Origin of the sequence: Pseudomonas sp. CVAP#3, from assembly GCF_018986375.1 — a bacterium.
Lineage (GTDB): Bacteria > Pseudomonadota > Gammaproteobacteria > Pseudomonadales > Pseudomonadaceae > Aquipseudomonas > Aquipseudomonas helvetica.
On sequence record NZ_JAHMSC010000013.1, the window covers coordinates 1 to 25845 of the forward strand.

Genomic DNA, 25845 nt, shown 5'->3' on the forward strand with positions numbered 1-25845 from the left:
CAAAGGTTGTGTCCAACATTTGGGGGTCAGTTCACTCTGCGTGGGAATGCAGCCCGTGACGCTCCGCGTCACTGGACGCGGAGCGTCCCTTGAGGCATTCCCACGCGGAGCGTGGGAACGATCAGTAGGGGGATTTCAGGCCGTTTCGACGGCCTTTTTTTTTCGCCAGGAAAACGTTTTCCTGTATATGCATTTAAAGAATAAACACATAAATAAATATGATTTATGGATATATAAATCAGCTGGTAAGGTCTGCCCATTGTCGCGAGATCGCACACTGCGAATCGCCGGAAACGCTTAAGGAATAGCCGCATGCTGGTCGTCTCACTCGGAGGAAGTCCCAGCCAACGCTCCCGCTCCGGGGTGCTGCTGGATCGTTCCCAGCGCTGGTTGCAGCAACAAGGCGTAGAGGTGGTGAGTTATCAGGTACGGGACTTCCCGGCCGAAGACTTGCTGCACGCGCGCTTCGACAGCCCGAAGGTGGTCGACCTGCTGCAACAGATTGAAAACGCTGATGGCTTGCTGATTGCCACGCCGGTCTACAAGGCGTCGTTTTCCGGTGCGCTGAAAACCGTGCTGGATCTGCTGCCGGAGCGCGCCCTGAGCCACAAGGTTGTACTGCCCATGGCCACTGGCGGCAGCATCGCCCATATGCTGGCCGTGGATTACGCGCTCAAGCCGGTGCTGTCGGCGCTGAAAGCCCAGGAAATGCTCCACGGGATTTTCGCCGAAGACAGCCAGATCGCTTACGGCGAAGGCAGTGCGCAGGCGCAGTTGTCGCCGGCACTGGAGCAGCGCTTGGTTGAGGCGCTGGAGCAGTTCTTCAGTGCCATGGCCCGTCGGCCAAAACCACTGGACCCAAACCTGTTGAATGAACGTTTGTTGAGTGCTCGCTGGAGCATTTAAGCCTTACCCGAATTTGATGTACTCGCCTTACTCGCCCGCTAACGGGCAAGCAGGTGCAGCCAAAACCCTACTGCAAAAAGGAGAGCGCTATGCGCACTGTCATTTTGCGTCGTGGTCTGGTCGCTCTGTTTGCTGCGGCTGTGTCCTTCGGCGTCATTGTTCAAGCTCAAGCGGCCGAGACCTTGCGAATCGGCTATCAAAAATACGGCACCCTGGTGCTGCTCAAAGCTCGCGGCTCGCTGGAGAAACGCCTCGCCGCCCAAGGCATCAGCGTGCAATGGACTGAATTCCCCGGCGGCCCGCAACTGCTCGAAGGGCTGAACGTCGGCTCGATCGATTTCGGCGTGACCGGCGAAACTCCACCGGTGTTCGCTCAGGCGGCCGGTGCCGATCTGGTCTACGTCGCTTACGAGCCCCCCGCGCCGACCAGCGAAGCGATCCTGGTGCCGAAAGACTCGGCGATCAAATCGGTACAGGACCTCAAGGGCAAGAAAGTCGTCCTCAACAAAGGCTCCAACGTGCACTACCTGCTGGTGCGCGCACTGGAAGATGCCGGCCTCAAGTACACCGACATTCAAACCGTATTCCTGCCGCCGGCCGATGCCCGCGCGGCGTTCGAACGCGGCAGCGTCGATGCCTGGGTGATCTGGGACCCGTACCAGGCCGCTGCCGAACAACAACTGCAAGCACGCACCCTGCGTGACGGCAGCGGCATCGTCGACAACCACCAGTTCTACCTGGCGACCAAGCCTTACGCCGAAAAACATCCGGCCGTGATCAAGGCCTTGGTGGAAGAAGTCCGGACCATCGGCGAATGGTCCAAAGCCAACCCTGAAGAGGTCACGCAACAAGTCTCGCCGCTGCTCGGCTTGCCGGCAGACATCACCCTGACCGCAGTGAAACGCCAGGGTTACGGCGCGCATTTCCTCACGCCGTCAGTGATTGCGGCCCAGCAGAAAATCGCCGACAGCTTCTATCAGCTCAAATTGATTCCGAAACCCTTGAGCATCAAAGACGTGATCTGGACGCCACCGGCATCCGTTGCCACTGCGCCGTAATTCGATTTCCTTAGGAGACCACTCCATGAGCCTTAATATTTTCTGGTTCCTGCCTACCCACGGCGACGGCCATTACCTTGGCACCGCCGAAGGCGCTCGCGCCGTCGATCACGGTTATTTGCAGCAAGTCGCTCAAGCGGCGGATCGCCTGGGTTTTGGCGGGGTGCTGATTCCCACCGGCCGCTCATGCGAAGACTCGTGGCTGGTGGCTGCATCGCTGATTCCGGTCACCCAGCGCTTAAAGTTTCTGGTCGCGTTGCGCCCCGGGATCATTTCCCCAACGGTGGCCGCGCGCCAAGCGGCGACCCTGGATCGCTTGTCCGGTGGGCGTGCGCTGTTCAACCTGGTGACGGGCGGCGATCCGGAAGAGCTGGCCGGCGATGGATTGTTCCTCAGTCACGAAGAGCGCTATCAGGCCTCGGTGGAATTCACCCGAATCTGGCGTCGGGTGCTGGAAGGCGAGACGGTCGACTACGACGGTCAGCACATCAGCGTGAAGGGCGCGAAATTGCTCTATCCGCCGATCCAGCAACCGCGTCCGCCGCTGTACTTCGGTGGCTCTTCTGAAGCGGCTCAGGATCTGGCTGCCGAGCAGGTCGAAATGGTCCTGACCTGGGGCGAGCCACCGGCCGCTGTCGCCGAGAAAATCGAACAGGTACGCGCCAAGGCCGCGAAGCTCGGACGCACCGTGCGCTTCGGCATTCGTTTGCATGTGATTGTCCGTGAAACCAACGCTGAAGCCTGGCAAGCGGCGGATCGATTGATCTCCCATCTGGACGACGACACCATCGCTCGTGCTCAAGCCTCGTTGGCGCGTTTTGACTCAGTCGGCCAGCAGCGCATGGCCGCGCTGCACGGCGGCAGCCGCGACAATCTCGAGGTCAGCCCGAATCTCTGGGCCGGCGTCGGTCTGGTGCGTGGCGGTGCCGGCACCGCATTGGTCGGCGATGGCGCAACCGTGGCAGCACGGGTCAAGGAGTACGCAGACCTGGGCATCGATACCTTCATCTTCTCGGGCTACCCACATCTGGAGGAATCGTATCGGGTCGCGGAGTTGTTGTTCCCGCACCTCGACATCGAGCGTCCCGAGCTGCCGAAAAGCGCCGGTTACGTCAGTCCGTTCGGCGAGATGGTCGCCAACGACATTCTTCCCAAAGCCGCGTCCCAGAGCTGAGGCGCGCCATGAAAAGGGAAAAGCTTATCCACAGCCTCGCGCCGTGGGCCTTGCCGGTGCTGCTACTGGCGGTGTGGCAGTTATCGGTGTCGGCGGGCTGGTTGTCGACACGGATTTTGCCGGCCCCCAGCGCGGTGATCGAGGCGGGCGTGAGCCTGGTGCGCAGCGGCGAAATCTGGAAACACTTGGCGATCAGCGGCTGGCGCGCCGGCATTGGTTTTGTGATTGGCGGCGGTATCGGTCTGGCATTGGGTTTCATTACCGGCCTGTCGAAGTGGGGCGAACGCCTGCTCGACAGTTCGGTGCAGATGATCCGCAACGTGCCGCATCTGGCGCTGATTCCGCTGGTGATCCTCTGGTTCGGCATTGACGAGTCGGCGAAGATTTTCCTGGTGGCGCTGGGGACGTTGTTCCCGATCTACCTCAACACTTACCACGGTATCCGCAACGTCGACCCGGCCTTGGTGGAAATGGCGCGCAGTTACGGGTTGTCCGGTTTCAGCCTGTTCCGTCAGGTGATTCTGCCGGGCGCGCTGCCTTCGATTCTGGTGGGCGTGCGCTTTGCCCTGGGCTTCATGTGGCTGACCCTGATCGTCGCTGAAACCATCTCTGCCAGCTCCGGCATCGGCTACCTGGCGATGAATGCCCGGGAGTTCTTGCAGACGGATGTGGTGGTGCTGGCGATTATTTTGTACGCGGTGCTCGGCAAGTTAGCCGACCTCGCGGCGCGTGGTCTGGAGCGGGTCTGGTTGCGCTGGCATCCGGCCTATCAAGTGGCCAAGGGCGGTGCAGCATGACGGCGCAACAACCTCCACGCCTGCTGCGCGGAATTCCGCTGGCGGTGCGCAAGCTGCAAAAAACTTTCGGCACGCGGCAGGTGCTGCGCGAGATCGATCTGCACATTCCGGCCGGTCAGTTCGTCGCCGTGGTCGGTCGCAGCGGCTGTGGCAAAAGTACCTTGCTACGTTTGCTGGCAGGCCTTGATCAACCCACGGATGGTGAGCTGTTGGCCGGTTCCGCACCACTCGACGAGGCGCGCGAAGACACCCGGTTGATGTTCCAGGAGGCGCGTTTGCTGCCATGGAAAAAGGTCATCGACAACGTCGGCCTCGGGCTCAAGGGCGATTGGCGCCAGCAGGCGCTGGACGCATTGGATGCCGTGGGCCTGGCAGATCGCGCCGATGAGTGGCCGGCCGCATTGTCCGGTGGGCAGAAGCAGCGGGTGGCCTTGGCGCGGGCGCTGATCCATCAGCCGCGCTTGCTGTTGCTCGATGAACCGCTGGGCGCACTGGATGCACTGACCCGGATTGAAATGCAGCAACTGATCGAACGCCTTTGGCAACAGCACGGTTTTACCGTGTTGCTGGTGACCCACGACGTCAGCGAGGCGGTGGCGATTGCCGACCGGGTGTTGCTGATCGAAGAGGGCGAAATCGGCCTCGACCTGCAGGTCGAACTGCCGCGCCCTCGGGTCCGTGGTTCCCATCGGCTGGCAGCGCTGGAAACCGAAGTGCTCAACCGCGTGCTGTCACTGCCGGGTTTGCCGCCTGCGCCGGAACCTGTTTCACCCTTGCCCACGCAATTGCGCTGGGCTCACTGACTCAATGTTCTCCCAACAACAGGAATCAACCTCATGACGATCAAAGCCATCAACGTTCGCAACCAGTTCAAAGGCACCATCAAGGAAATCGTCGAGGGCGACGTGCTCTCGGAGATCGATGTTCAGACCGCGTCAGGCATCGTCACCTCGGTCATCACCACGCGCTCGGTCAAAGAGCTGGAACTGGTGATCGGCAGCGAAGTGATCGCTTTCGTGAAATCCACCGAGGTGTCGATCGCCAAATTGTGATCGATGTGTTTGATCGTTCCCACGCTCTGCGTGGGAATGCAGCCCGTGACGCTCCGCGTCACATCAAGAGCCGAACGCTGAGCGTCCGTAGAGGCATTCCCACGCGGAGCGTGGGAACGATCGTATCAGGCCGAAGTCGCGCGCTTGGGCAGGTACGGCGGCAGATACAGCCCCAGATAAGCATCAAACACCCGCATGCCTTCCTCGGCCATGCGCGGGGTGATCTGCCCGTGCTGTTGCACTGAGCGCGCATAAACGCGATCACCCAACTCCATGGCCAAGGCAAACACATCGACATCCTTGGGCAGCGTCGGCAGTTCGAAATGCTGATCGAAGAGTTTATGCATAAGGTCGCCGAGTTCGAGGTCGTGCTGGCGGTCGGCCTGGGTGACTTCGGTCAGGCCGTGCTGAGCGAGGATCAATTGGCGCGCGGCGGCGTCTTCGTCGTAGATGGCGAGCATGCGTTGCTCGACCAGTCGTGACAGATCATGCCAGCCATTGAGCGAGTCGACGTCGATCGGTTCTTGCAGGCACGCGCGAAAAGCACTGTGGACGTCGGCGGTCAGGGCTTCGAGCAGGGCCGGGACGCTGGCGAAGAAGTGGTAGACCGATGACGGCGGGATCTCGGCGCGTTCGGCCACGCTGTAGATCGACAGGCTGGCCACGCCCTCGGCGGCAAGCAGCGTGCGGGCGGCGTCGAGTATCGAGTCGATCCGGGCCTGGCTGCGTGCGCGGGGTTTGCGAAGGGGGGCGGGGCGGGTCATTGAAGTCTCCTGCAGGGCAGCGGGCATTGTACGCAGAGCGCAGAGATGATCCATACCCTGATGTGAGGGAGCTTGCTGTGGCGAGGGGGCTTGCCCCCGTTGGGCTGCGAAGCGGCCCCAAAACATGCAATCCCATTGCATCGGACACACCGCGTTCGCTGGATTTGGGAGTGCTGCGCACTCCAGCGGGGGCAAGCCCCCTCGCCACAGGGTTCGGTGTTGATACTCATAAAAAAACGCCGTGGGCGATGAAGCCCACGGCGTTGTTTTTTTGCTACAGCCGCTTACACGGTGTGCAGGTACCAGTTGTACTCGAGGTCGGAGATGGAGTGTTCGAACTCCTCCAGCTCGCTCTCTTTACAGGCGACAAAAATGTCGATGTATTTCGGATCGATGTACTTGGCCATGACTTCGCTGTCGTCCAGCTCGCGCAGTGCATCACGCAGGTTGTTCGGCAGGCTTTGCTCATTCTGCTCGTAGCTGTTGCCTTCGACGGGCGCGCCCGGCTCGATCTTGTTGGTCAGGCCGTGATGCACGCCTGCCAGGACCGAAGCCATCAGCAAGTACGGGTTGGCATCAGCACCAGCAACGCGGTGTTCGATACGTACGGCATCGGAAGAGCCGGTCGGTACGCGAATCGCCACGGTACGGTTGTCCAGGCCCCAGCACGGCGAGTTCGGCACGTAGAACTGCGCGCCGAAACGACGGTAGGAGTTGACGTTCGGGCAGAGGAAAGCCATCTGCGCCGGTAGGGTCTCGAGCACACCGCCGATCGCGTGACGCAGTGCGGCGTTCTGCTCGGGATCCTCACTGGCAAAAATATTCTTGCCGTCTTTATCAAGGATCGAGATGTGGACGTGCAGACCGTTACCCGCCTGGCCTGGGTAAGGCTTGGCCATGAAGGTGGTGTCCATCTCATGGTCGTAGGCGATGTTTTTGATCAGACGCTTGAGCAGTACCGCGTAATCGCAGGCCTTGATCGGGTCGGCAACGTGGTGCAGGTTCACTTCGAACTGCGCCGGAGCACTTTCCTTGACGATTGCGTCGGCAGGGATGCCTTGCTCTTTCGCACCTTCCAGGATGTCCTGGAGGCAGTCGACGTATTCGTCGAGGTCGTCGATCAGGTAAACCTGGGTCGAGTGTGGACGTTTGCCGGACACCGGCGAGCGTGGAGGTTGCGGCCGGCCATTCACGTTCTCCTGGTCGATCAGGTAGAACTCAAGCTCGAACGCGGCGCAGATGGTCAGGCCCATGTCGTCGAACTTGCGCACCACATTTGCCAGCACTTCACGCGGGTCGGCGAAGAACGGCTCGCCTTCGAGTTCGTGCATGGTCATCAACAGTTGCGCGGTCGGGCGCTTCTGCCAGGGTTCATTGCACAGGGTATTGGGGATTGGATAGCAGATTCGGTCAGCATCACCGATGTCCAGGCCCAGGCCGGTGCTTTCCACCGTCGAGCCATTGATATCCAGGGCGAATAGAGAGGCCGGCAGGTTGATGCCTTTCTCGTAAACCTTGTGGAGGCTGGTGCGTTCGATGCGCTTGCCGCGCACCACACCATTCATATCCGCAATCAGAAGGTCAACGTACAGAACCTCAGGATGTTCCTTAAGGAACGCGTTCGCTTCGTTGAGCTGAACGGCACGCGGGGGTACCGACATGATGCAACACCTTTGTTGTTAAAAATATCAATCATTGATCTTTTCGGATTCCAGTCAACCCGAACGGCATGCCGAAGTCAAGCGAGGCCTTTTTTGCCCTAAAAAAGCGCTTCAAGGGCATTTATGAGGCGCTTTGGGGCATTTTTATGCCTTCGGGGTCATTGCTGGCCGCAGGCTTGAGCGGGGCGTGTTGTATTTTTTACGGGGGTGTTGTGTAAAAAAATGAACAACGCTAAGCTCAAATCAAACCCATAACAGCAATAATACCGGGGTGCTTCATGTCTCGCCTGCCGTTAATCGGCGTCACCGACTGCTCAAGACAGATCGGTTTGCATGCTTATCACATCACTGGCGATAAGTACGTCCGCGCAGTGGCCATCGCTGCCAAGGGCCTGCCGTTGATTCTTCCGTCCCAGGCGGAACTGCTTGATCCGACCGATATTATTGACGGTCTGGATGGCATCCTGTTTACCGGCTCTTCTTCTACTGTAGAACCTTTTCACTATAGCGGTCCTGCCAGCGCGCCGGGAACTGCTCATGATCCTGCACGCGACGCCACCACCCTTTCGTTGATACGCGCCGGCAAGCGTGCAGCACAACGCGACGCGGATGCGTCAAACAACGCCTGACGTTTAAAGACGTCAGGACACTCAGCCCAGAGGCATTTATGAGTAACAACCTCGACCAGCTCACCGATTGGTTGAAAGACCACAAGATCACAGAAGTCGAATGCATGATTGGCGATCTGACCGGGATCACCCGTGGCAAGATCTCGCCGACCAACAAGTTCATTGCCGAAAAAGGCATGCGCCTGCCCGAGAGTGTGTTGTTGCAAACAGTGACGGGCGACTACGTCGAAGACGACATCTATTACGAACTGCTCGACCCGGCCGACATCGACATGATCTGCCGCCCGGACTCGAACGCGGTATTCCTCGTGCCGTGGGCCATCGAGCCGACCGCACAGGTGATTCACGATACCTACGACAAGCAGGGCAACCCGATCGAGCTGTCGCCGCGCAACGTGCTCAAGAAAGTCCTGAAGCTCTATTCCGACAAGGGCTGGCAGCCGATCGTGGCGCCGGAGATGGAGTTCTACCTGACCAAGCGTTGCGAAGACCCGGACTTCCCGTTGCAGCCGCCGATTGGCCGCTCCGGTCGCCCGGAAACCGGTCGTCAGTCGTTCTCCATTGAAGCAGCCAACGAATTCGACCCGCTGTTCGAGGACGTTTACGACTGGTGCGAACTGCAAGAGCTGGATCTGGACACGCTGATTCACGAAGACGGCACGGCGCAGATGGAAATCAACTTCCGTCACGGTGACGCGCTGTCCCTGGCTGACCAGATTCTGGTGTTCAAGCGCACCATGCGCGAAGCGGCGCTCAAGCACAATGTGGCCGCGACGTTCATGGCTAAGCCGATGACCGGCGAGCCGGGCAGCGCGATGCACTTGCACCAGAGCATCATCGACATCGAAACCGGCAAGAACGTCTTCTCTAACGAAGACGGGACCATGAGCGAGCTGTTCCTGCACCACATCGGTGGTTTGCAGAAGTTCATCCCCGAGCTGTTGCCGCTGTTCGCACCGAACGTCAACTCGTTCCGCCGCTTCCTGCCGGACACTTCGGCACCGGTGAACGTGGAGTGGGGCGAAGAGAACCGCACTGTCGGCCTGCGCGTACCAGACGCAGGCCCGCAAAACCGTCGGGTGGAAAACCGCCTGCCGGGCGCCGATGCCAACCCTTACCTGGCGATCGCCGCGAGCCTGCTCTGCGGTTATATCGGCATGGTGGAAGGCATCACTCCAAGCGCACCCGTGGTTGGGCGTGGTTACGAGCGACGCAATCTGCGTCTGCCGCTGACCATCGAAGACGCACTGGAGCGCATGGAACACAGCGCGACCATCGAGAAGTATCTGGGCAAAAAATTCATCACTGGCTACGTCGCGGTCAAGCGGGCCGAGCATGAAAACTTCAAGCGCGTGATCAGTTCGTGGGAGCGGGAGTTCCTGTTGTTCGCCGTCTGATGCGCCGGGTGCGGCCCTGAAAAGCCGCACTCTCACCCTATAAGGAGAGCTTTATGACCAGCAAGAACCCGCAAACCCGTGAATGGCAAACTCTGAGCAGCGAACACCACTTGGCGCCTTTCAGCGACTTCAAGCAGCTGAAAGAGAAAGGTCCGCGGATCATCACCAACGCCAAGGGCGTTTACCTCTGGGACAGCGAAGGCAACAAGATCCTCGATGGCATGGCCGGCCTGTGGTGCGTGGCCATCGGTTACGGTCGCGATGAACTGGCCGATGCCGCCAGCAAACAGATGCGCGAGCTGCCTTATTACAACCTGTTCTTCCAGACCGCCCACCCGCCGGTGCTGGAGCTGGCCAAGGCCATCTCGGACATCGCGCCAGAAGGCATGAACCACGTGTTCTTCACCGGTTCCGGCTCCGAAGGCAACGACACCATGCTGCGTATGGTCCGCCACTATTGGGCGATCAAGGGCCAACCGAAGAAGAAGGTCATCATCAGCCGCATAAACGGCTACCACGGCTCGACCGTAGCCGGCGCCAGCCTGGGCGGCATGACTTACATGCACGAACAGGGCGACTTGCCGATCCCGGGCATCGTTCACATCCCGCAGCCGTACTGGTTCGGTGAAGGTGGCGACATGACCCCTGAAGAGTTCGGTATCTGGGCCGCCAACCAGTTGGAAGAAAAGATTCTCGAGCTCGGCGTCGACACGGTCGGTGCGTTCATAGCCGAGCCGATCCAGGGCGCGGGCGGCGTGATCATTCCGCCAGACAGCTACTGGCCGCGCATCAAGGAAATCCTCGCCAAGTACGACATCCTGTTCGTTGCGGATGAGGTGATTTGTGGTTTCGGTCGTACCGGCGAGTGGTTCGGTAGCGATTTCTACGGCCTCAAGCCCGACATGATGACCATCGCCAAAGGCCTGACATCCGGCTATATCCCGATGGGTGGCCTGATCGTGCGTGACGAAGTGGTCGACGTGCTGAACGAAGGGGGCGACTTCAACCACGGTTTCACCTATTCCGGGCACCCGGTCGCCGCTGCGGTGGCACTGGAGAACATTCGTATTCTGCGCGAAGAGAAAATTATCGAGCACGTTCGTGCAGAAACGGCACCTTATTTGCAAAAGCGTCTACGGGAACTGAACGATCACCCTCTGGTGGGTGAAGTTCGTGGGGTAGGTCTGTTGGGGGCTATCGAACTGGTTCAGGACAAGGCGACCCGTGCGCGGTATGTCGGCAAGGGTGTTGGCATGATCTGCCGGCAGTTCTGCTTCGACAATGGGCTGATCATGCGCGCCGTGGGCGACACCATGATCATCGCTCCGCCACTGGTCATCACCAAGACCGAGATCGATGAACTGGTGACCAAGGCGCGCAAGTGCCTGGACCTGACCCTGAGTGCGCTGCAAAGCTAAGTGCTAGGCTCTGAGCGAGGTCCGTGGCTGGCACTTCGCTCAGGGCGCACAAAGGACGGGTCTTTCCTTGAAAGCCTGCCTTGTAACTTGCCAGACTATCCGCTGTTTGAGTTGCCAAGGAATCGGCCGCTGGATCTTGGTTAACAAAAAATGTGGTTAAAAAAGAATAAATTGGAGCGTTACGCATGAAGGCATTAGGTTTGAAGAAAACTGGCAAGACCCTGCTCGCCTTGTCCCTGATGGGCGTGATGGCTGGGGCAGCCCAGGCCGACGATAAAGTCCTGCACGTTTACAACTGGTCCGACTACATCGCACCGGACACCATCGCGAACTTTGAAAAAGAGTCCGGGATCAAGGTCGTCTACGATGTATTCGACAGTAACGAAACCCTCGAGGCCAAGTTGCTGGCCGGTAAGTCCGGTTATGACGTGGTTGTGCCGTCCAACAACTTCCTGGCCAAGCAGATCAAGGCCGGCGTTTACCAGGAGTTGGACAAGTCCAAGCTGTCTAACTACGGCAACCTGAACAAGTCGCTGCTCAAGGCGGTTTCTGTCAGCGACCCGGACAACAAACATGCCTTCCCTTACATGTGGGGTTCGATCGGTATCGGTTACAACGCCGAGAAGGTCAAAGCGGCGCTGGGCATCGACAAAATCGATTCCTGGGATGTCGTGCTCAAGCCGGAGAACATTGCCAAGCTCAAGGGCTGCGGCGTGAGCTTCCTCGATTCGCCGACCGAAATGCTGCCAGTTGCCCTGCATTACCTGGGCCTGCCGACCGACAGCCAGAAAAAGGAAGACTTGAAGAAGGCTGAAGAGCTGTTCCTGAAGATTCGTCCTTCGATCACCTACTTCCACTCGTCCAAGTACATCTCGGACCTGGCCAACGGCAACATCTGCGTAGCCGTCGGTTATTCGGGTGACGTGCAGCAGGCCAAAACCCGTGCCGCCGAAGCCGGTGACAAGGTGAAAGTCAGCTACGCCATTCCAAAAGAAGGCGCCGGCAGCTTCTACGACATGGTCGCTATCCCTAAAGATGCGGAAAACGTCGAGGGTGCCTACAAGTTCATGAACTACCTGTTGCAGCCGAAAGTGATGGCTGAAATCACCAACGCTGTGCGTTTCCCTAACGGCAACGCCGAAGCCACTCAGTACGTGAACAAGGACATCACCTCGGATCCGGGCATCTACCCGACTGCCGATGTGCAAGCCAAGCTGTATGCAATCGCCGATTTGCCAGCCGCTACCCAGCGTGAGCTGACCCGCAGCTGGACCAAGATCAAATCCGGTAAATAAACCGGTTTGAGGCAATAACCTGTTGCCGTCGTCGCTCTGGCGGCGGCAGCAGGAATAATTAAATGACAGAAAGTTTTGCTGGAAAGGTTTATCGAGGGTAAGTTGCGCGCCGGTTTTGTTGCCAGGCAGCCATGGCTGTCACGTAACGCTGGGCAACTTGGGCCCAACTATTTTAGAGGACCTTCACTTGCCTGTTTCTTTATTTCGCAACGCCATGCTGGTCGGCGTCGGCCTGACGCTCGCCGTCAGTGTTCAAGCCGCGTCCACCGTGCATATTTATAACTGGTCGGACTACATCGGTAAGACCACCCTGGCCGATTTCGACAAGGCCACCGGCATCCAGCCGGTGTACGACGTGTTCGATTCAAATGAAACCCTGGAAGGCAAGTTGCTGGCCGGACACACCGGTTATGACGTAGTCGTGCCGTCCAACCACTTCCTGGGCAAGCAGATCAAGGCCGGGGCGTTCCAGAAGCTCGACAAGTCGCAGCTGCCGAACTACTCCAATCTGGATTCGGCACTGCTCAAGCGCCTGGAGAAAAACGATCCGGGTAACCAATACGCCGTGCCTTACCTGTGGGGCACCAACGGTATTGGTTACAACGTAGAGAAAGTCAAAGCGGCTCTGGGCGTCGACAAGATCGACTCGTGGGCCATGCTGTTCGAGCCGGAAAACATCAAGAAACTGTCCAGCTGCGGTGTCGCCTTCCTCGACTCGGCGGATGAAATGCTTCCCGCCGTGCTGAATTACATGGGCCTGTCGCCCAACAGCCAGAACCCTGAAGACTACAAGAAGGCTGAAGCCAAACTGTTGGCGGTGCGTCCTTACGTGACGTATTTCAACTCGTCCAAGTACATCTCCGATCTGGCCAACGGCGAGATTTGTGTCGCGGCCGGTTTCTCCGGCGATGTCTTCCAGGCCAAGGCGCGTGCTGCCGAAGCCGGCAAAGGTATCGACATTGCCTACGTGATTCCCAAGGAAGGCGGCAATCTGTGGTTCGACATGCTGGCGATTCCTCGGGATGCGAGCAACGTCAAAGAAGCTCATGCTTTCATCAACTATGTGCTCAAGCCTGAGGTGATTGCTCAGGTCAGTGATGTCGTCGGTTATGCCAACCCGAACCCTAAAGCGGGTGAGCTGATGGACCAGGCCGTACGTACAGATGAGGCGGTTTATCCATCGCAAGCCATCGTCGACAAGCTTTACGTCAACTCTGAGCTGCCACCCAATATTCAACGTTTGATGACCCGCAGCTGGACCAAGGTCAAGTCGGGTAAATAGTGACAAAGGCTCAGACTATCCAAGGTTCGCCTGCATTGGGTGAACTGCAAATTTTGTTGGGAGTTTCGTAAATGGCAGTTGCCTCCGGCGCCTATAAGAAAGCCCTCGAGGGCGACCAGTCACCTAAACAGGTGCTGGTCAAAATCGACCGGGTCACGAAGAAGTTCGACGAGACGATTGCCGTGGACGATGTGTCCCTGGAAATCAAGAAAGGCGAGATCTTCGCTTTGCTCGGCGGTTCGGGATCGGGCAAGTCGACCTTGCTGCGCATGCTCGCAGGCTTCGAACGGCCCACGGAGGGGCGCATTTTCCTCGATGGCGTAGACATCACCGAGATGCCGCCGTACGAGCGACCGATCAACATGATGTTCCAGTCCTACGCCCTGTTTCCGCACATGACCGTGGCGCAGAACATCGCCTTCGGCCTGAAGCAGGACAAGATCCCGTCGTCTGAAGTCGACGCCCGTGTGACCGAGATGCTCAAGCTGGTGCAGATGAGCCAGTACGCCAAACGCAAGCCGCACCAGCTCTCCGGCGGTCAGCGTCAGCGTGTTGCGCTCGCTCGCTCGCTGGCCAAGAAGCCGAAGCTGCTGCTGCTCGATGAGCCGATGGGCGCGCTGGACAAGAAACTGCGTTCGCAGATGCAGCTCGAACTGGTGGAGATCATCGAGCGCGTCGGCGTGACCTGCGTCATGGTGACCCACGACCAGGAAGAGGCCATGACCATGGCCGAGCGCATAGCGATCATGCACCTGGGCTGGATCGCCCAGATCGGCAGCCCGATCGACATCTACGAAACCCCGACCAGCCGCCTGGTCTGTGAGTTCATCGGCAACGTCAACATCTTCGAAGGCGAAGTGGTGGACGATGCCGAGGGCCATGCGCTGATTACCTGCAAGGACCTGGACCGCAACATCTACGTTGGCCACGGCATCAGCACCTCGGTGCAAGACAAGTCGGTGACCTACGCGATTCGTCCGGAAAAACTGCTGGTGACAGCAGAAATGCCGACCTGCGAACACAACTGGTCGAGCGGCAAGGTCCACGACATTGCCTACCTCGGTGGCCACTCGGTGTTCTACGTCGAACTGCCGAGCGGCAAGATCGTGCAGTCGTTCGTGGCCAACGCCGAGCGACGTGGCCAGCGCCCTACCTGGGGCGATCAGGTTTACGTCTGGTGGGAGGATGACAGCGGCGTGGTACTGCGCTCATGAACACGCAAAAGCTCAAACGCCAACTCAGTCGAATAATTCCCGGTGGCCGTCATCTGGTCATCGGGGTTCCGTTTATCTGGCTGTTCATGTTCTTCATGCTGCCGTTCTTCATTGTTCTGAAGATCAGCTTCGCCGAAGCTGACGTGGCCATTCCGCCGTACACCGAGATCTACAGCTACGTCGATCAGAAGGTCCAGTTGCTGCTGAACCTGGGCAACTACACGATGCTAGGCGGCGATGAGTTGTACATCGCCGCCTATCTTGGCTCGCTGAAGATGGCGCTGTTCAGCACCATTCTTTGCCTGTTGATCGGTTACCCGATGGCCTACGCCATCGCCAGTGCGCGCAAAGAGATACAGACCGTGCTGGTGCTGCTGATCATGATGCCGACCTGGACCGCCATCCTGATCCGCGTGTATGCGTGGATGGGTATCCTCAGCAACAACGGCCTGCTCAACGGCTTCCTGATGTCGATGGGCTGGATCAACGAGCCGCTGCAGATCCTCAACACCAACCTGGCGGTCTATATCGGCGTGGTCTATTCGTACCTGCCGTTCATGATCCTGCCGCTGTACGCCAACCTCGTGAAGCACGACACCAGCCTGCTGGAAGCCGCGTCGGACCTGGGCTCGAGCACCTTCAACAGCTTCTGGAAGATCACCGTTCCGTTGTCGAAAAACGGCATCATTGCGGGCTGCATGCTGGTGTTCATCCCGGTGGTCGGCGAGTTCGTGATCCCGGAACTGCTCGGCGGTCCGGAAACCCTGATGATCGGTAAAGTGCTCTGGCAAGAGTTCTTCAACAACCGTGACTGGCCGGTGGCGTCTGCCCTGGCAGTGGTGATGCTGGCGATCCTGATTGTGCCGATCATCCTGTTCAACCGCAGTCAGGCCAAGGAAATGGAGGGTAAAGAATGAAGCGCTTCCGTTTCTCCAGCCTGATGCTGGTGCTCGGCCTGTTGTTCATTTATGCGCCGATGCTGATTCTGGTGATCTACTCGTTCAACGCCTCGAAGCTGGTGACGGTCTGGGGCGGCTGGTCGGTGAAGTGGTATGTCGGCCTGCTGGACAATACCCAACTGATGGGCTCGGTAGTGCGCTCGCTGGAAATCGCCTGCTACACCGCGGTTGCTGCCGTAGCGCTGGGCACGCTGGCCGCTTTCGTGCTGACCCGCGTGACCCGCTTCAAGGGCCGCACGCTGTTCGGTGGCCTGGTCACCGCGCCGTTGGTGATGCCGGAAGTGATCACCGGTCTGTCGCTGTTGCTGCTGTTCGTGGCGATGGCGCAGATGATCGGCTGGCCACAGGAGCGGGGTCTGGTGACCATCTGGATCGCTCACACCACGTTCTGCGCCGCCTATGTGGCGGTGGTGGTGTCGGCGCGCTTGCGTGAACTGGACCTGTCCATCGAAGAGGCGGCCATGGACCTCGGTGCACGGCCGTGGAAGGTGTTCTTCCTGATCACCATTCCGATGATCGCGCCGTCGCTGGCAGCCGGCGGCATGATGTCGTTCGCCCTGTCGCTGGACGATTTGGTGCTGGCGAGCTTCGTCTCCGGGCCGGGCTCCACGACCTTGCCGATGGAAGTGTTCTCGGCCGTGCGTCTGGGCGTGAAACCCGAGATCAATGCCGTGGCCAGCCTGATTCTGTTGGCTGTTTCGATCGTGACCTTCTTGGTCTGGTTCTTCAGCCGCCGTGCTGAAGAAAGTCGCAAACGTGCGATCCAGCAAGCCATCGAAGAGGGCGCTGCGGACTCCTGGAAACAACCGGACGTACGCCGCGCACAGGCACCGGAAGCGGCTTAACCCCGGCAGCACAAAAAACCTCGCTCCCTGCAAAGAGAGCGAGGTTTTTTTATCTGTAGGGTTGGCGAATGGCGATGCTTTTGTGGCGAGGGAGCTTGCTCCCGCTGGGCCGCGAGCGGCCCCAAAACCTGCAACCGTGCTGTATCAGGTGTACCACACTTATCGGTTTTGGGAGTGCTGCGCACTCCAGCGGGAGCAAGCTCCCTCGCCACAGAGGTTGATGTCAGCCTTTCAGCATGTCATGTGCTTCAAGTGCTCGCGATGAGGCCCTGCCAACAACAATCTTGATCTACTGCGCCACCCGCGCTGGCAACAGTTTCAAGGTGCTGCGGGTATTGGCTGTGACCTCTTCCTCGTTGAAATGCGCCTCCTGGTAGACGCCTTCGATATAGGCTTCGGCCTGGTCATCGTAGTGTGAATCGAATGGCACACCGCTTTGGCCGACCGGGTTGATGGTCAGGCCGTGCGCCGGGTCGGCGAAGTCGATGATCCGGCGGGTCGACGGACCGTAAGTCACAGGCCATGGCGCCGGGCCGATTTTTGCCGAGAGGTTGTTCGGCACTTCGTGGCTGCCGGGGGCCTCGAACGGGCCGACGTTGAAGATTCGATCCAGCGGCTTTTGCATGCCCAGCGGATGGCCGTGGGTCAGGGTGTGGGCGTCGCCCCATAGCCATTGCGCCGGGTCAGGGCCGAGGGTGGTTTTCAGGTGGGCGATACTGGCCTGCCACGCAGCTTTGACGATGTCGGCGCGGGTTTCCTTGCCGAGTGTGTTGCGGTTGTCCCACCACGGCGAATCCGGGGAGGCAGCCAGCCGGGGCAACGCGGCATCGATCACGCGGGTCGAGAGCAAGGTCTCGAAAAAGCTGTCGCCGAGTTCGTCGTGCAGTGCGCCATCGGCGAGGTTGAACAGGAACTGGTTGAACAGTGTGGCGCTGGTGGAGTTCACCGGGTAATCACCTTTCCATTTGGCCAGTTGCTCCACCAGTTGCAGCTCTTGCGGGTCGCTGACCACCTCACGCAGTACCGGCAACAACGGCGCCAACAGGCGAGGGCCGTAGTCGGTGGTGGTGCCCAGTTGCAGTTTCTGGCTGGCGTCGATGTTCCACTTCACGCTCTTGTCGCTGAGCTGGCGGTTGAGCTGCTGACCGCGATCCGGCAGGTTGTAGTAGCCGGGGATCTCCATGCCTGTCGGCGAAACCGGCTGGAAGTTGGCCGAGACGATGTAGCCGCGCGCCGGGTTTTCTTCCTGCGGGTTGGCGCTGAACGGGTAGAAACCTTCCTTGTCCGCCTGATTGGTGCTGCCGTCGAGTATGAACCACGGTTTGACCCCGGCCGGGCGCTTGGGCAGTTGTGCCGCCGCCCACCAGCCAATGTCACCCTTGACATTGGCCCAGACGATGTTCAGCCCCGGCGCATGAACCTTGGTTGCCGCCGCGCGGGCCTTGGCCAGGGTGTCGGCACGATTGAGCTGGTAGAAGCCTTCGAGGATCGGGTTCTGGGTTTCGAGGAACGCCCACCACATGGCGATCGGTGTCTTGCCGACGCTGGCACCGAGCACGTCGTTGATGATCGGGCCATGGGGCGATTGACGCAGCGTCAACGTGACCGCTGCCTGGCCCTTCACGGCAATCTGCTGCTCGGTGTTGACCATGTCGACCCACTTGCCGTGATACCAGACCTGGTTGGCGTTGTCCGGGTTGACCTTCTCGGCGATCAGGTCGAGGTCGTCGTTCTGGAACATGGTCAGGCTCCAGCCGAAGTCCAGGTTGTGGCCGAGGAAAGCAAAAGGCACCAGGGCCTGATGCTGCCCGTAGAGCTCGAAACCCGGCGCCGAGAGTTGCGCTTCGTACCACACCGACGGTGTCGAAAAACGAATGTGCGGATCACCGGCCAGCAGCGGTTTGCCACTTTGGGTGCGAGTACCGGAAATCACCCAGGCGTTACTGCCCTCGAACTGTGGCAGGCCGTTGTCGGCCAGTGCTTGCTCACTCAGGCGCGCAATGGCGTTGAGGTCTTTCCAGTCAGCGGCGGAGAGCACTGGGGCTTTGCTGGACTGACGTTTGGCCAGCACGCCTTTGGGCTGCCAATCGAGGTCGAAGATATTCAGGTAATCGCTGCCCAGTTGATCGCGCACATAGGTCAGCAACGGTTCGGTGCGAAACGCCGCGGCAAAGCTGTAGGCCATGTAGCCGGCGACACTGACGGTGTCCTCGGCGGTGAACGCGCGTTTGCGGATGCCCAGTACGTCAAACTCCATGGGCGCAGCGTGGGTGTCCTGATACTGGTTGATCCCGTCCAGATAGGCTTGCAGGGCCTTCCACGCCGCAGACTGGCGGTCGAGTGCGGCCACGTAGCTTTCGGCGCGCTCGCGGATGCGCAGGCTACGGAACAGTTTGTCGGTGTCGATCAGTTTCGGTCCGAGGACTTCGGCCAGCTCGCCACGAGACAGGCGCCGCAGCATTTCCATCTGGAACAGCCGGTCCTGGGCGTGTACGTAACCGAGGGCGCGATAAAGGTCGGTTTCGTTCTCGGCGCGAATATGCGGCACGCCGCGTTCGTCGTAGCGCACCGTCACCGAGCCTTGCAGGCGTTGCAATTCCACCTGGCCCTGACGCGTCGGTTGCTTGCTGTACACATACCAGCCACCGCCTGCCGCGAGGACGACAAGTAGCAGGGCCAGTAGGGTCAGGACGCGCTTCATGGTGACTCCTTGTTCTTCGGGGTTGTCGCCAGCCTGGGGCGTCAAGATTTAGCACAGAGCTCGTGCGTCGGGCATTACCTTCCTCGAAAAGTCCGGAATGCCTTAGTGAGTTTCATCCGTCTTCGCCCATGGACAGTAGCAGCCCACCGCGAGGGTATGCGTGGCGCTCACCGGGCGGTCTTCGCTCAGTGCCTGGAGGATCGGTTCGATAAAGCTGTTGCTGGAGTTGCAGGTCAGGCCTTCGCTGTAGGGCCCGAAATACGCCAGTTTGCCGCTGCGGTCCCAGATCGCGACCGCCGGGCTTGCGGGGATTTGTTCGGAGCCTGGGAGGGTGTCGAGGGTTTTCAGGCGGCTCAAGGTACTGGGTAACTGACCCTGACTGCCGGGCTTTTGGACGGCATAGAACTCAACGCCTTGCGGCACAAAGTGCTCAAGCAGTTCGGCCAGGTGCTGTTGATTACCGACGTTGCACGGACAAGCCGGGTCCCAGAAGTGCACGACCCGAATCGGGCCGGGGCCTGCCAGATTGGCAGGAAGGTTCAGCGGATCGCCGGAAAACAACGCCGTGTGTGAGCTGAACGCCCGCAGGTAGCGTCCCTGAAACCAGTCATAGGCGGCCCACAGCACGCCGGCACACACAAGGGCGAGCAGACTGGCAAGCAGTGTCGTGCGGTAGTGCGGGCGCATACGGAACCATCCTCGAAGGTCGCGTAGCTTGCCATGCTTGCCGCGACAGATGAATATCGCAGGCCCATAAAGTCTGTTTTGCGCACTGCGCTTTGCCTGGAAACCCGTGATGCCTGCCACCTTCGACCCCGATCATCTGCGTGCCAGCCTGCGGCCTTTGGCCGAGGCGCAGCCGTTGTCGGAGGAGGCGCAGGCTTATCAGCATTTTTACGGGCTGGATTTCCCGCAGCGCAGCGTGCCGGTCAAACGCGGGCTCGGCAGCTTCAAGGTCGGCGGTTATCAGTTGGTCAGCCAGGTCTGGTGGCCGCAGCGGGCGGTGGCGACGATGTTCCTGTTCCATGGTTTCTACGATCACATGGGCCTGTATCGGCATGTGATCGAATGGGCGCTGGATCAGGGGTTTGTGGTGATCGCCTGTGATTTGCCGGGGCATGGGTTGTCCAGCGGCGAGCGCGCGAGCATCGAGGATTTCGCCGAGTATCAAGCGGCGCTGCAAGGGTTGTTCGCTGAGGCGCGGTCGCTGGACCTGCCGCAACCGTGGCACCTCTGTGGGCAGAGTACGGGCGGTGCGATTGTCATCGACCATGTGTTGAACGCTGGCGCAGACAGTCCCGCGCAAGGGCAGGTGGTACTGCTTGCGCCGCTGGTTCGGCCGCGCTCCTGGGGCTGGTCGCATTTCAGCTATTACCTGATGAAGCCTTTCGTCAAAGGCATCGCCCGGCGCTTCAGCGAAAACACCAACGACCCGGCGTTCTTGCCGTTCCTGCAAGCCGATCCACTGCAACCGCTGCGTTTGCCGAGCGTGTGGGTCGGGGCGCTGGCGCGGTGGATCAAGCGTATTGAAGCGGCTCCGCGCAGCAGTCGTCGGCCACTGATCGTCCAGGGGCAAGCGGACATGACAGTCGATTGGGAGCACAACCTTGAAGTGCTGGGGAGCAAGTTCGACCGGCCGCAGGTGTTGAAACTGCCCGAGGCCCGCCATCATCTGGCAAATGAAATCCCGGCGTTGCGCGAGGAGTATTTCGGGTTTTTGACCAAGCGGATCAAAGGGCGGAATCTCTAGCGACTGTTATGACGCCATCGCGGGCAAGCCTTGCTCCTACGAAATCGGGTCGTTCAGAAAATGGTGATCCAGCACGAAACCGTAGGAGCAAGGCTTGCCCGCGATTGGGTTTCAAAGGCGCCTAAAATTATTGGTTAAGGCTCGAGGTGCTTTGCCCCACCGCCAACCCCGCCCGAATCGCTGCCAGCGCCGCCCGGTAATAGGCCTTGCCTTCAGAGGACTCGGCAAAGGTGGCGAACTCCTCGAGTTCGTCATCCGATAAGCCGCGATAGACATACAGCAACGTGTTGTTCAGGTCGGAGCCGATCTGATCCATCAAGCGCTGACGCTGGCCGTCCAGCATTCCTTGGGCCTGACCGCCGCCGAGCAGGCCGGGGATCATCTGGCTCAGGCTGTCGGCCGCTACGCCGGCAATCGCCAGGCTGACTTCGGCACCGGCTTCGCGCGCCGGCAGTGCCCGGGCCAAATGGCCAATGATCAACTGACGGGTGTCACTGGCTTCGATTTTCGGCAGGCCTTTGGCGTTCTTCGCCAACTGGTCGCGGCGGGTCGCCAGCAGTTCGGCGGCGATGATCTTGCGCCCCAGTGGCGACTGGAAAAACGCCAGTGCAGGTGCAGGGTCGGCGAGGTTTTTGCGCAGTTGCGCTTCGGCTCGATGGTCCATGGCTTGCGGGGCAAAGCGCTGGTTGCTGTTACTGACCAGCGCCTGAAACACCGCGGGCGGCAGGCTGCTTTGGTAGCGTTGCTGGGCGGCAGTGAGGGCATCGTTAAAATGCGCGCGTTGGTCTGGCCAACCGGCGACCTTGTACAACTGGTCGTGGCCGTCTGCCCAAGCGGGCAAAGTGCAGAGCATCAACAGTGAAAAAAGCAAACGGCGCATAAGAACTCCTGTCGGCAGGCGACTATTCTCCGGGGCCGGGCACGGGTTGTCGAGAATTCGTATCAGGTTCGTCAGCTTATCCGACGATCCTCCGCTACACGGCTCTGTCGGATTTTCTGGCGCAGGAATACTATGCGCGCCATGCAAATACCCTCTGATCACCCGCTGCTGTTACGTATCGTCGACGACCTGGCTACACATGGCTGGTCGCAGCAGAATATTTTCCTGCCCCAGGCTCTGACCCTGGAACTGGCGGCTGAGTGCCGTAAACGTGCAGCCGAAGGTGAGCTGGCGCCAGCGGCAGTGGGGCGCGGGCCTTTCTCGGAGATTCGCGAAGGGATTCGTGGCGACCATATTCAGTGGCTTGAGCTCGGGCAAGACGAGGCCTGCGACAGCTATCTGGGGTTGATGGACAGCCTGCGCGAGGCGATGAACCGTGGGTTGTTTCTCGGGCTTGAGGATTTCGAGAGCCATTTCGCGCTTTATCCGCCGGGCGCGTTCTACCGCAAGCACGTCGACCGCTTTCGCGACGACGACCGGCGCATGGTGTCGGCGGTCATCTACCTCAATGACGCCTGGCTGCCGGAGCATGGCGGCCAGTTGCGGATGTACCTGGAGGAGGGCAGAGAGCACGATGTGGTACCCACTGGAGGTTGCCTGGTGGTGTTCCTGTCGGGCGAAGTACCCCATGAAGTCCTGCCCGCGACCCGCGAGCGCCTGTCATTGACGGGCTGGTTTCGCCGGCGCGGCAACGAGCCATTCTGATCATGCAGAAAATGCTGGTGAGTCGTTGTCTGCTGGGCCACCGCGTGCGTTACGACGGCGGGGCCAGCGGGCCGTTCAATCAGCTGGAACAGTGGATCGCCGACGGTCGGGTGATCCCTTTGTGCCCGGAAGTCGCCGGCGGTTTGCCAACACCACGGGCCGCGGCCGAGATTCCGGGTGGGCAAGGCGTTCAGGTGCTCGATGGTACTGCGCGGGTGATGACGTCCGAGGGTAAGGACGTCAGCGCCGAGTTTCTCTCGGGTGCCCATCAGGCTCTGGAATTGGTCCGAAAACACGCAATCCGCATCGCCGTGCTCAAGGCCAACAGCCCGTCCTGCGGCAACCTGCTGACCTATGACGGGACCTTCAGCGGGGTCAAAGTCAGCGGCGAGGGCGTCACCGCTGCCTTGCTGACCCGCAATGGGGTGCAAGTGTTCAGCGAGTTGGAGTTGGCCGAGGCTGCGCTCGCGTTGACTGCACTGGATTAACGCCAGGCACAAAACCCGTGGCAAGGGAGCTTGCTCCCGTCGGCCGGTCCGCGCTCGGGCGAAGCAGTCGCGAATCAACCCGCGTGGTTTATCGGGAAGTACTCAGTTTCGGGATTTAGGGGTGCTTCGCACCCCAGCGGGAGCAAGCTCCCTCGCCACAATGAACTGCGTCGGCCTCAAGGTTTCGGAGGTTGGCTCGCGTCCATGCCGAACCATTTCTCCGACAGCGTCATCAATCGGCCGTCCGCCTTGATCCGTTGCAGGGCCCGGTCGAGGCTGGCCTGGAATGCCGGGTTACCTTTCTGAAATGGAATCGCCAGGCTCAAGGTCGGACCGACCTTGGCCCCTTCTTTTACCGGTAATCGACTGTCGCGAATGGCGTAGGGGATCAGCAAGCGATCGCTGATGGCTGCGTCGATCTGTTTGTCTGCCACATCTTTTAGCGGCTGCTGCGCGTCGGGATAGCTGCGCAGGTCAATACCTTCAACGCCGCGCGCCTGTTCGACGAACTGGCTGCCTTGCACCACACCCAGGGACTGGCCCTTGAGTGCCAGCAAAGTGCTGAGCGGGCGTTGTTCTTCCTGGCGCACGATCAATTGTGCGCTTGAATAACTATAAGGTTCGCTGAAGTCGAAACGATCCTTGAGTTCTGGAGTCAGTGCTATGTGGTTGATGGCGATGTCGTACTTGCCGCTCTCGACCCCCGGCAACAGATCGGCCGAATCGGTGACCACGAAGTCGGCGCGCACATCCAGTTCGTTGGCCAGCAGCTGGCCCAGTTCGACTTCGAAGCCGCTGAGCTTGCCGTCTTCCTTGAAGTTGAACGGTGGTGTGTTGGCTTCAAGCGCAATACGCAACTCGCCACGGTCGTTTACATCGTCGATCAGTTCGGCATGAGCAAAAGGGCTCACAAGGGGCAGCAACAGTAACAGGCCAGGCAGAAAGCGCATGGTCACTCCTTGAATTCGTTATGTGCGGCGCGCTATTTCGGTGCGCTTTGCTATGGTGTTGAGGTGCTTCGACAACGAATCGCTACGAAGTTGTCACAACCGTAAAGATTAAGTTCAAAACTGGAGAAAAGAATGAAAACCTTTATGTCACGTGCAGTTCTCGCTGGTCTGATGCTCAGCGCTTCGATGCTGGCGAGTGCCGCGGACGTCCCCCGCACCCAGGCCCCTGCGGGTGCGAAGGCGTATATCGTTTCCCCGGCGGACGGCGCGACTGTGGATAAAACCTTCAAGGTCCGATTCGCTGTTGAAAAAATTTCCCTGGCACCCGCAGGCGATCAGACCGCGCACACCGGTCACCACCACCTGCTGATCGACGTCGACACGTTGCCGGCCGAGAACATGCCGATTCCTGCGGACGCCAACCACCTGCATTTCGGCAAGGCACAGACCGAAACCGAAGTGACCCTGACGCCGGGCAAGCACACCTTGCAACTGGAGCTGGGCGACAAGAACCACGTGCCGTTCGATCCGCCGATTCTCTCGAAAAAAATCACCGTGACTGTAAAGTAAGTTTTTCCAGGCATGAAAAAGGGAGACCCGAGGGTCTCCCTTTTTATTGACGCTTGAGCGTTAGAACAACACGCGGCAACGGATGGTGCCGTTGATGTGTTGCAGCTTCTCTTGCGCCAGGTCCGAGTATTCGGCGTCGACGTCGATCACGACGTAGCCGACTTTCTCGTTGGTCTGCAGGAACTGACCGGAAATGTTGATACCGTTTTCGGCGAAGACCTTGTTGATCTCGCTGAGTACACCCGGAATGTTCTGGTGAATGTGCAGCAGACGGTGCTTGCCAGGGTGAGCCGGCAGGGCCACTTCCGGGAAGTTCACGGACGATACCGACGTACCGTTGTCGCTGTACTTGACCAGTTTCTCAGCGACTTCCAGGCCGATGTTGGCTTGCGCTTCAGCGGTGGAGCCGCCGATGTGCGGGGTCAGGATCACGTTGTCCAGGCCACGCAGCGGGCTTTCGAACTCTTCGTCGTTGGAGCGTGGCTCCACCGGGAAGACGTCGATGGCCGCGCCGATCAGGTGCTGGTCCTTGATCGCGTCCGCCAGGGCGTCCAGCTCGACCACGGTGCCGCGAGCGGCGTTGATCAGGATGCCGCCTTTCTTGATAGCGCGGATTTCCTTCTCGCCGATCATCCACTGGGTAGCAGCAGTTTCCGGAACGTGCAGGGTCACGATGTCGGACATCGCCAGCAGCTCGTGCAGGTTGCCGACCTGAGTGGCGTTACCCAGTGGCAGCTTGGTAATGGTGTCGTAGAAGTACACCTGCATGCCCAGGCCTTCAGCCAGGACCGACAGTTGAGTACCGATCGAGCCGTAACCGACGATACCCAGCTTCTTGCCACGGATTTCGAAGGAGTTGGCCGCGCTTTTGATCCAGCCGCCACGGTGGCAGGAAGCGTTCTTCTCAGGGATGCCGCGCAGCAACAGGATCGCTTCAGCCAGCACCAGCTCGGCCACCGAACGGGTGTTGGAGTACGGTGCGTTGAAGACAGCGATGCCGCGTTCGCGAGCAGCGTTGAGGTCGACCTGGTTGGTGCCGATGCAGAAACAGCCAACAGCTACCAGTTTCTTCGCATGATCGAAGATTTCTTCGGTCAGTTGAGTGCGGGAGCGAATGCCGATGAAGTGCGCATCGGCGATCTTTTCCTTCAGCTGGGCTTCCGGCAGAGAACCTGTCAGGTACTCGATGCTGGTGTAGCCCGCCGCCTTGAGGACGTCGACAGCCGATTGGTGGACGCCTTCGAGAAGAAGGAACTTGATCTTGCTCTTATCGAGAGAAGTCTTGCTCAT

General features: G+C 59.6%; 24 protein-coding genes and 1 pseudogene. 18 read left to right on the forward strand and 7 right to left on the reverse strand.

The annotated features are described in order from the left end of the window. Window positions 1-312: 312 nt before the first annotated feature. The 6 genes from ssuE to KRR23_RS20330 all read left to right on the forward strand — a co-directional run bounded on the left by ssuE (window position 313) and on the right by KRR23_RS20330 (window position 4987). Entirely contained in the window at window positions 313-906 is a 594-nt protein-coding gene (ssuE, locus tag KRR23_RS20305) for an NADPH-dependent FMN reductase (protein ID WP_054594551.1), read from the forward strand. A gap of 89 nt (window positions 907-995) precedes the next feature. Continuing rightward, window positions 996-1964: a sulfonate ABC transporter substrate-binding protein gene (locus tag KRR23_RS20310; protein ID WP_216743958.1), complete on the forward strand. Its 969-nt coding sequence runs from the start codon at window positions 996-998 to the stop codon at window positions 1962-1964. A gap of 25 nt (window positions 1965-1989) precedes the next feature. Next, window positions 1990-3138 (forward strand): FMNH2-dependent alkanesulfonate monooxygenase, encoded by a 1149-nt coding sequence (gene ssuD, locus KRR23_RS20315; RefSeq protein WP_216743959.1) that lies wholly within the window; start codon window positions 1990-1992, stop codon window positions 3136-3138. Between the two features lie 8 nt (window positions 3139-3146). Next, window positions 3147-3935, forward strand: coding sequence for an aliphatic sulfonate ABC transporter permease SsuC (gene ssuC / locus KRR23_RS20320; RefSeq protein WP_216743960.1), 789 nt, complete (start codon window positions 3147-3149; stop codon window positions 3933-3935). After that, entirely contained in the window at window positions 3932-4738 is an 807-nt protein-coding gene (ssuB, locus tag KRR23_RS20325; protein ID WP_216743961.1) for an aliphatic sulfonates ABC transporter ATP-binding protein, read from the forward strand. The genes ssuC and ssuB overlap by 4 nt, the downstream gene beginning before the upstream one ends. Before the next feature lie 33 nt (window positions 4739-4771). Then, on the forward strand, window positions 4772-4987 hold the full coding sequence (locus KRR23_RS20330) for a molybdopterin-binding protein (RefSeq protein WP_003213899.1): 216 nt from the start codon (window positions 4772-4774) through the stop codon (window positions 4985-4987). Between the two features lie 125 nt (window positions 4988-5112). Here KRR23_RS20330 and KRR23_RS20335 read toward each other — a convergent pair whose 3' ends face one another. Both KRR23_RS20335 and KRR23_RS20340 read right to left on the reverse strand, forming a co-directional pair. Continuing rightward, on the reverse strand, window positions 5113-5751 hold the full coding sequence (locus KRR23_RS20335) for a TetR/AcrR family transcriptional regulator (RefSeq protein ID WP_216743962.1): 639 nt from the start codon (window positions 5749-5751) through the stop codon (window positions 5113-5115). Window positions 5752-6035: 284 nt separating this feature from the next. Then, a complete protein-coding gene (locus KRR23_RS20340; RefSeq protein WP_019694155.1) occupies window positions 6036-7412 on the reverse strand; it encodes a glutamine synthetase family protein in 1377 nt (458 codons plus the stop codon). Between the two features lie 278 nt (window positions 7413-7690). Between KRR23_RS20340 and KRR23_RS20345 the strand changes: the two are divergent. From KRR23_RS20345 to KRR23_RS20380, 8 genes and pseudogenes are all read left to right on the forward strand, one after another. Continuing rightward, a pseudogene (locus KRR23_RS20345) lies at window positions 7691-7993 on the forward strand (gamma-glutamyl-gamma-aminobutyrate hydrolase family protein); the annotation flags it as partial. Window positions 7994-8079: 86 nt separating this feature from the next. Continuing rightward, a complete protein-coding gene (locus KRR23_RS20350; protein WP_071552892.1) occupies window positions 8080-9438 on the forward strand; it encodes a glutamine synthetase family protein in 1359 nt (452 codons plus the stop codon). 53 nt (window positions 9439-9491) lie between these two features. Further along, window positions 9492-10856: an aspartate aminotransferase family protein gene (locus KRR23_RS20355; protein ID WP_216743964.1), complete on the forward strand. Its 1365-nt coding sequence runs from the start codon at window positions 9492-9494 to the stop codon at window positions 10854-10856. A 200-nt stretch (window positions 10857-11056) separates the two neighbouring features. Further along, window positions 11057-12151 (forward strand): polyamine ABC transporter substrate-binding protein, encoded by a 1095-nt coding sequence (locus KRR23_RS20360; RefSeq protein ID WP_216744061.1) that lies wholly within the window; start codon window positions 11057-11059, stop codon window positions 12149-12151. 187 nt (window positions 12152-12338) lie between these two features. After that, the gene (locus KRR23_RS20365; RefSeq protein WP_216743965.1) at window positions 12339-13433 is read left to right on the forward strand and encodes a polyamine ABC transporter substrate-binding protein; all 1095 of its coding nucleotides are present in this window, start codon (window positions 12339-12341) and stop codon (window positions 13431-13433) included. A 71-nt stretch (window positions 13434-13504) separates the two neighbouring features. Beyond that, a complete protein-coding gene (gene potA / locus KRR23_RS20370) occupies window positions 13505-14647 on the forward strand; it encodes an ABC transporter ATP-binding protein (RefSeq protein ID WP_216743966.1) in 1143 nt (380 codons plus the stop codon). 35 nt (window positions 14648-14682) lie between these two features. Beyond that, window positions 14683-15564 (forward strand): ABC transporter permease subunit, encoded by an 882-nt coding sequence (locus KRR23_RS20375; protein ID WP_185019772.1) that lies wholly within the window; start codon window positions 14683-14685, stop codon window positions 15562-15564. Next, on the forward strand, window positions 15561-16451 hold the full coding sequence (locus tag KRR23_RS20380; protein WP_216743967.1) for an ABC transporter permease subunit: 891 nt from the start codon (window positions 15561-15563) through the stop codon (window positions 16449-16451). Before KRR23_RS20375 ends, KRR23_RS20380 begins: the two co-directional genes overlap by 4 nt. A gap of 289 nt (window positions 16452-16740) precedes the next feature. On the opposite strand, the gene KRR23_RS20385 is transcribed toward KRR23_RS20380, so the two are convergent. Both KRR23_RS20385 and KRR23_RS20390 read right to left on the reverse strand, forming a co-directional pair. After that, the gene (locus tag KRR23_RS20385) at window positions 16741-19152 is read right to left on the reverse strand and encodes a penicillin acylase family protein (protein ID WP_216743968.1); all 2412 of its coding nucleotides are present in this window, start codon (window positions 19150-19152) and stop codon (window positions 16741-16743) included. 102 nt (window positions 19153-19254) lie between these two features. Further along, entirely contained in the window at window positions 19255-19839 is a 585-nt protein-coding gene (locus tag KRR23_RS20390; RefSeq protein WP_216743969.1) for a DUF6436 domain-containing protein, read from the reverse strand. A gap of 109 nt (window positions 19840-19948) precedes the next feature. Here KRR23_RS20390 and KRR23_RS20395 point away from each other — a divergent pair, with 109 nt between their 5' ends. After that, window positions 19949-20902, forward strand: coding sequence for an alpha/beta hydrolase (locus KRR23_RS20395; protein ID WP_216743970.1), 954 nt, complete (start codon window positions 19949-19951; stop codon window positions 20900-20902). Window positions 20903-21029: 127 nt separating this feature from the next. On the opposite strand, the gene KRR23_RS20400 is transcribed toward KRR23_RS20395, so the two are convergent. Further along, window positions 21030-21782: a DUF2059 domain-containing protein gene (locus KRR23_RS20400; protein WP_216743971.1), complete on the reverse strand. Its 753-nt coding sequence runs from the start codon at window positions 21780-21782 to the stop codon at window positions 21030-21032. 132 nt (window positions 21783-21914) lie between these two features. Between KRR23_RS20400 and KRR23_RS20405 the strand changes: the two genes are divergently transcribed. Next, a complete protein-coding gene (locus KRR23_RS20405; RefSeq protein WP_216743972.1) occupies window positions 21915-22547 on the forward strand; it encodes a 2OG-Fe(II) oxygenase in 633 nt (210 codons plus the stop codon). A 2-nt stretch (window positions 22548-22549) separates the two neighbouring features. Next, entirely contained in the window at window positions 22550-23035 is a 486-nt protein-coding gene (locus KRR23_RS20410) for a DUF523 domain-containing protein (RefSeq protein WP_216743973.1), read from the forward strand. Between the two features lie 176 nt (window positions 23036-23211). On the opposite strand, the gene KRR23_RS20415 is transcribed toward KRR23_RS20410, so the two are convergent. Next, window positions 23212-23985 (reverse strand): transporter substrate-binding domain-containing protein, encoded by a 774-nt coding sequence (locus tag KRR23_RS20415; RefSeq protein ID WP_216743974.1) that lies wholly within the window; start codon window positions 23983-23985, stop codon window positions 23212-23214. 132 nt (window positions 23986-24117) lie between these two features. Here KRR23_RS20415 and KRR23_RS20420 point away from each other — a divergent pair, with 132 nt between their 5' ends. After that, on the forward strand, window positions 24118-24555 hold the full coding sequence (locus KRR23_RS20420; protein ID WP_216743975.1) for a DUF4399 domain-containing protein: 438 nt from the start codon (window positions 24118-24120) through the stop codon (window positions 24553-24555). Between the two features lie 60 nt (window positions 24556-24615). Here the strand turns inward: KRR23_RS20420 and serA are convergent, their stop codons facing one another. After that, window positions 24616-25845, reverse strand: a complete 1230-nt coding sequence (gene serA / locus KRR23_RS20425; protein ID WP_216743976.1) for a phosphoglycerate dehydrogenase — start codon at window positions 25843-25845, stop codon at window positions 24616-24618.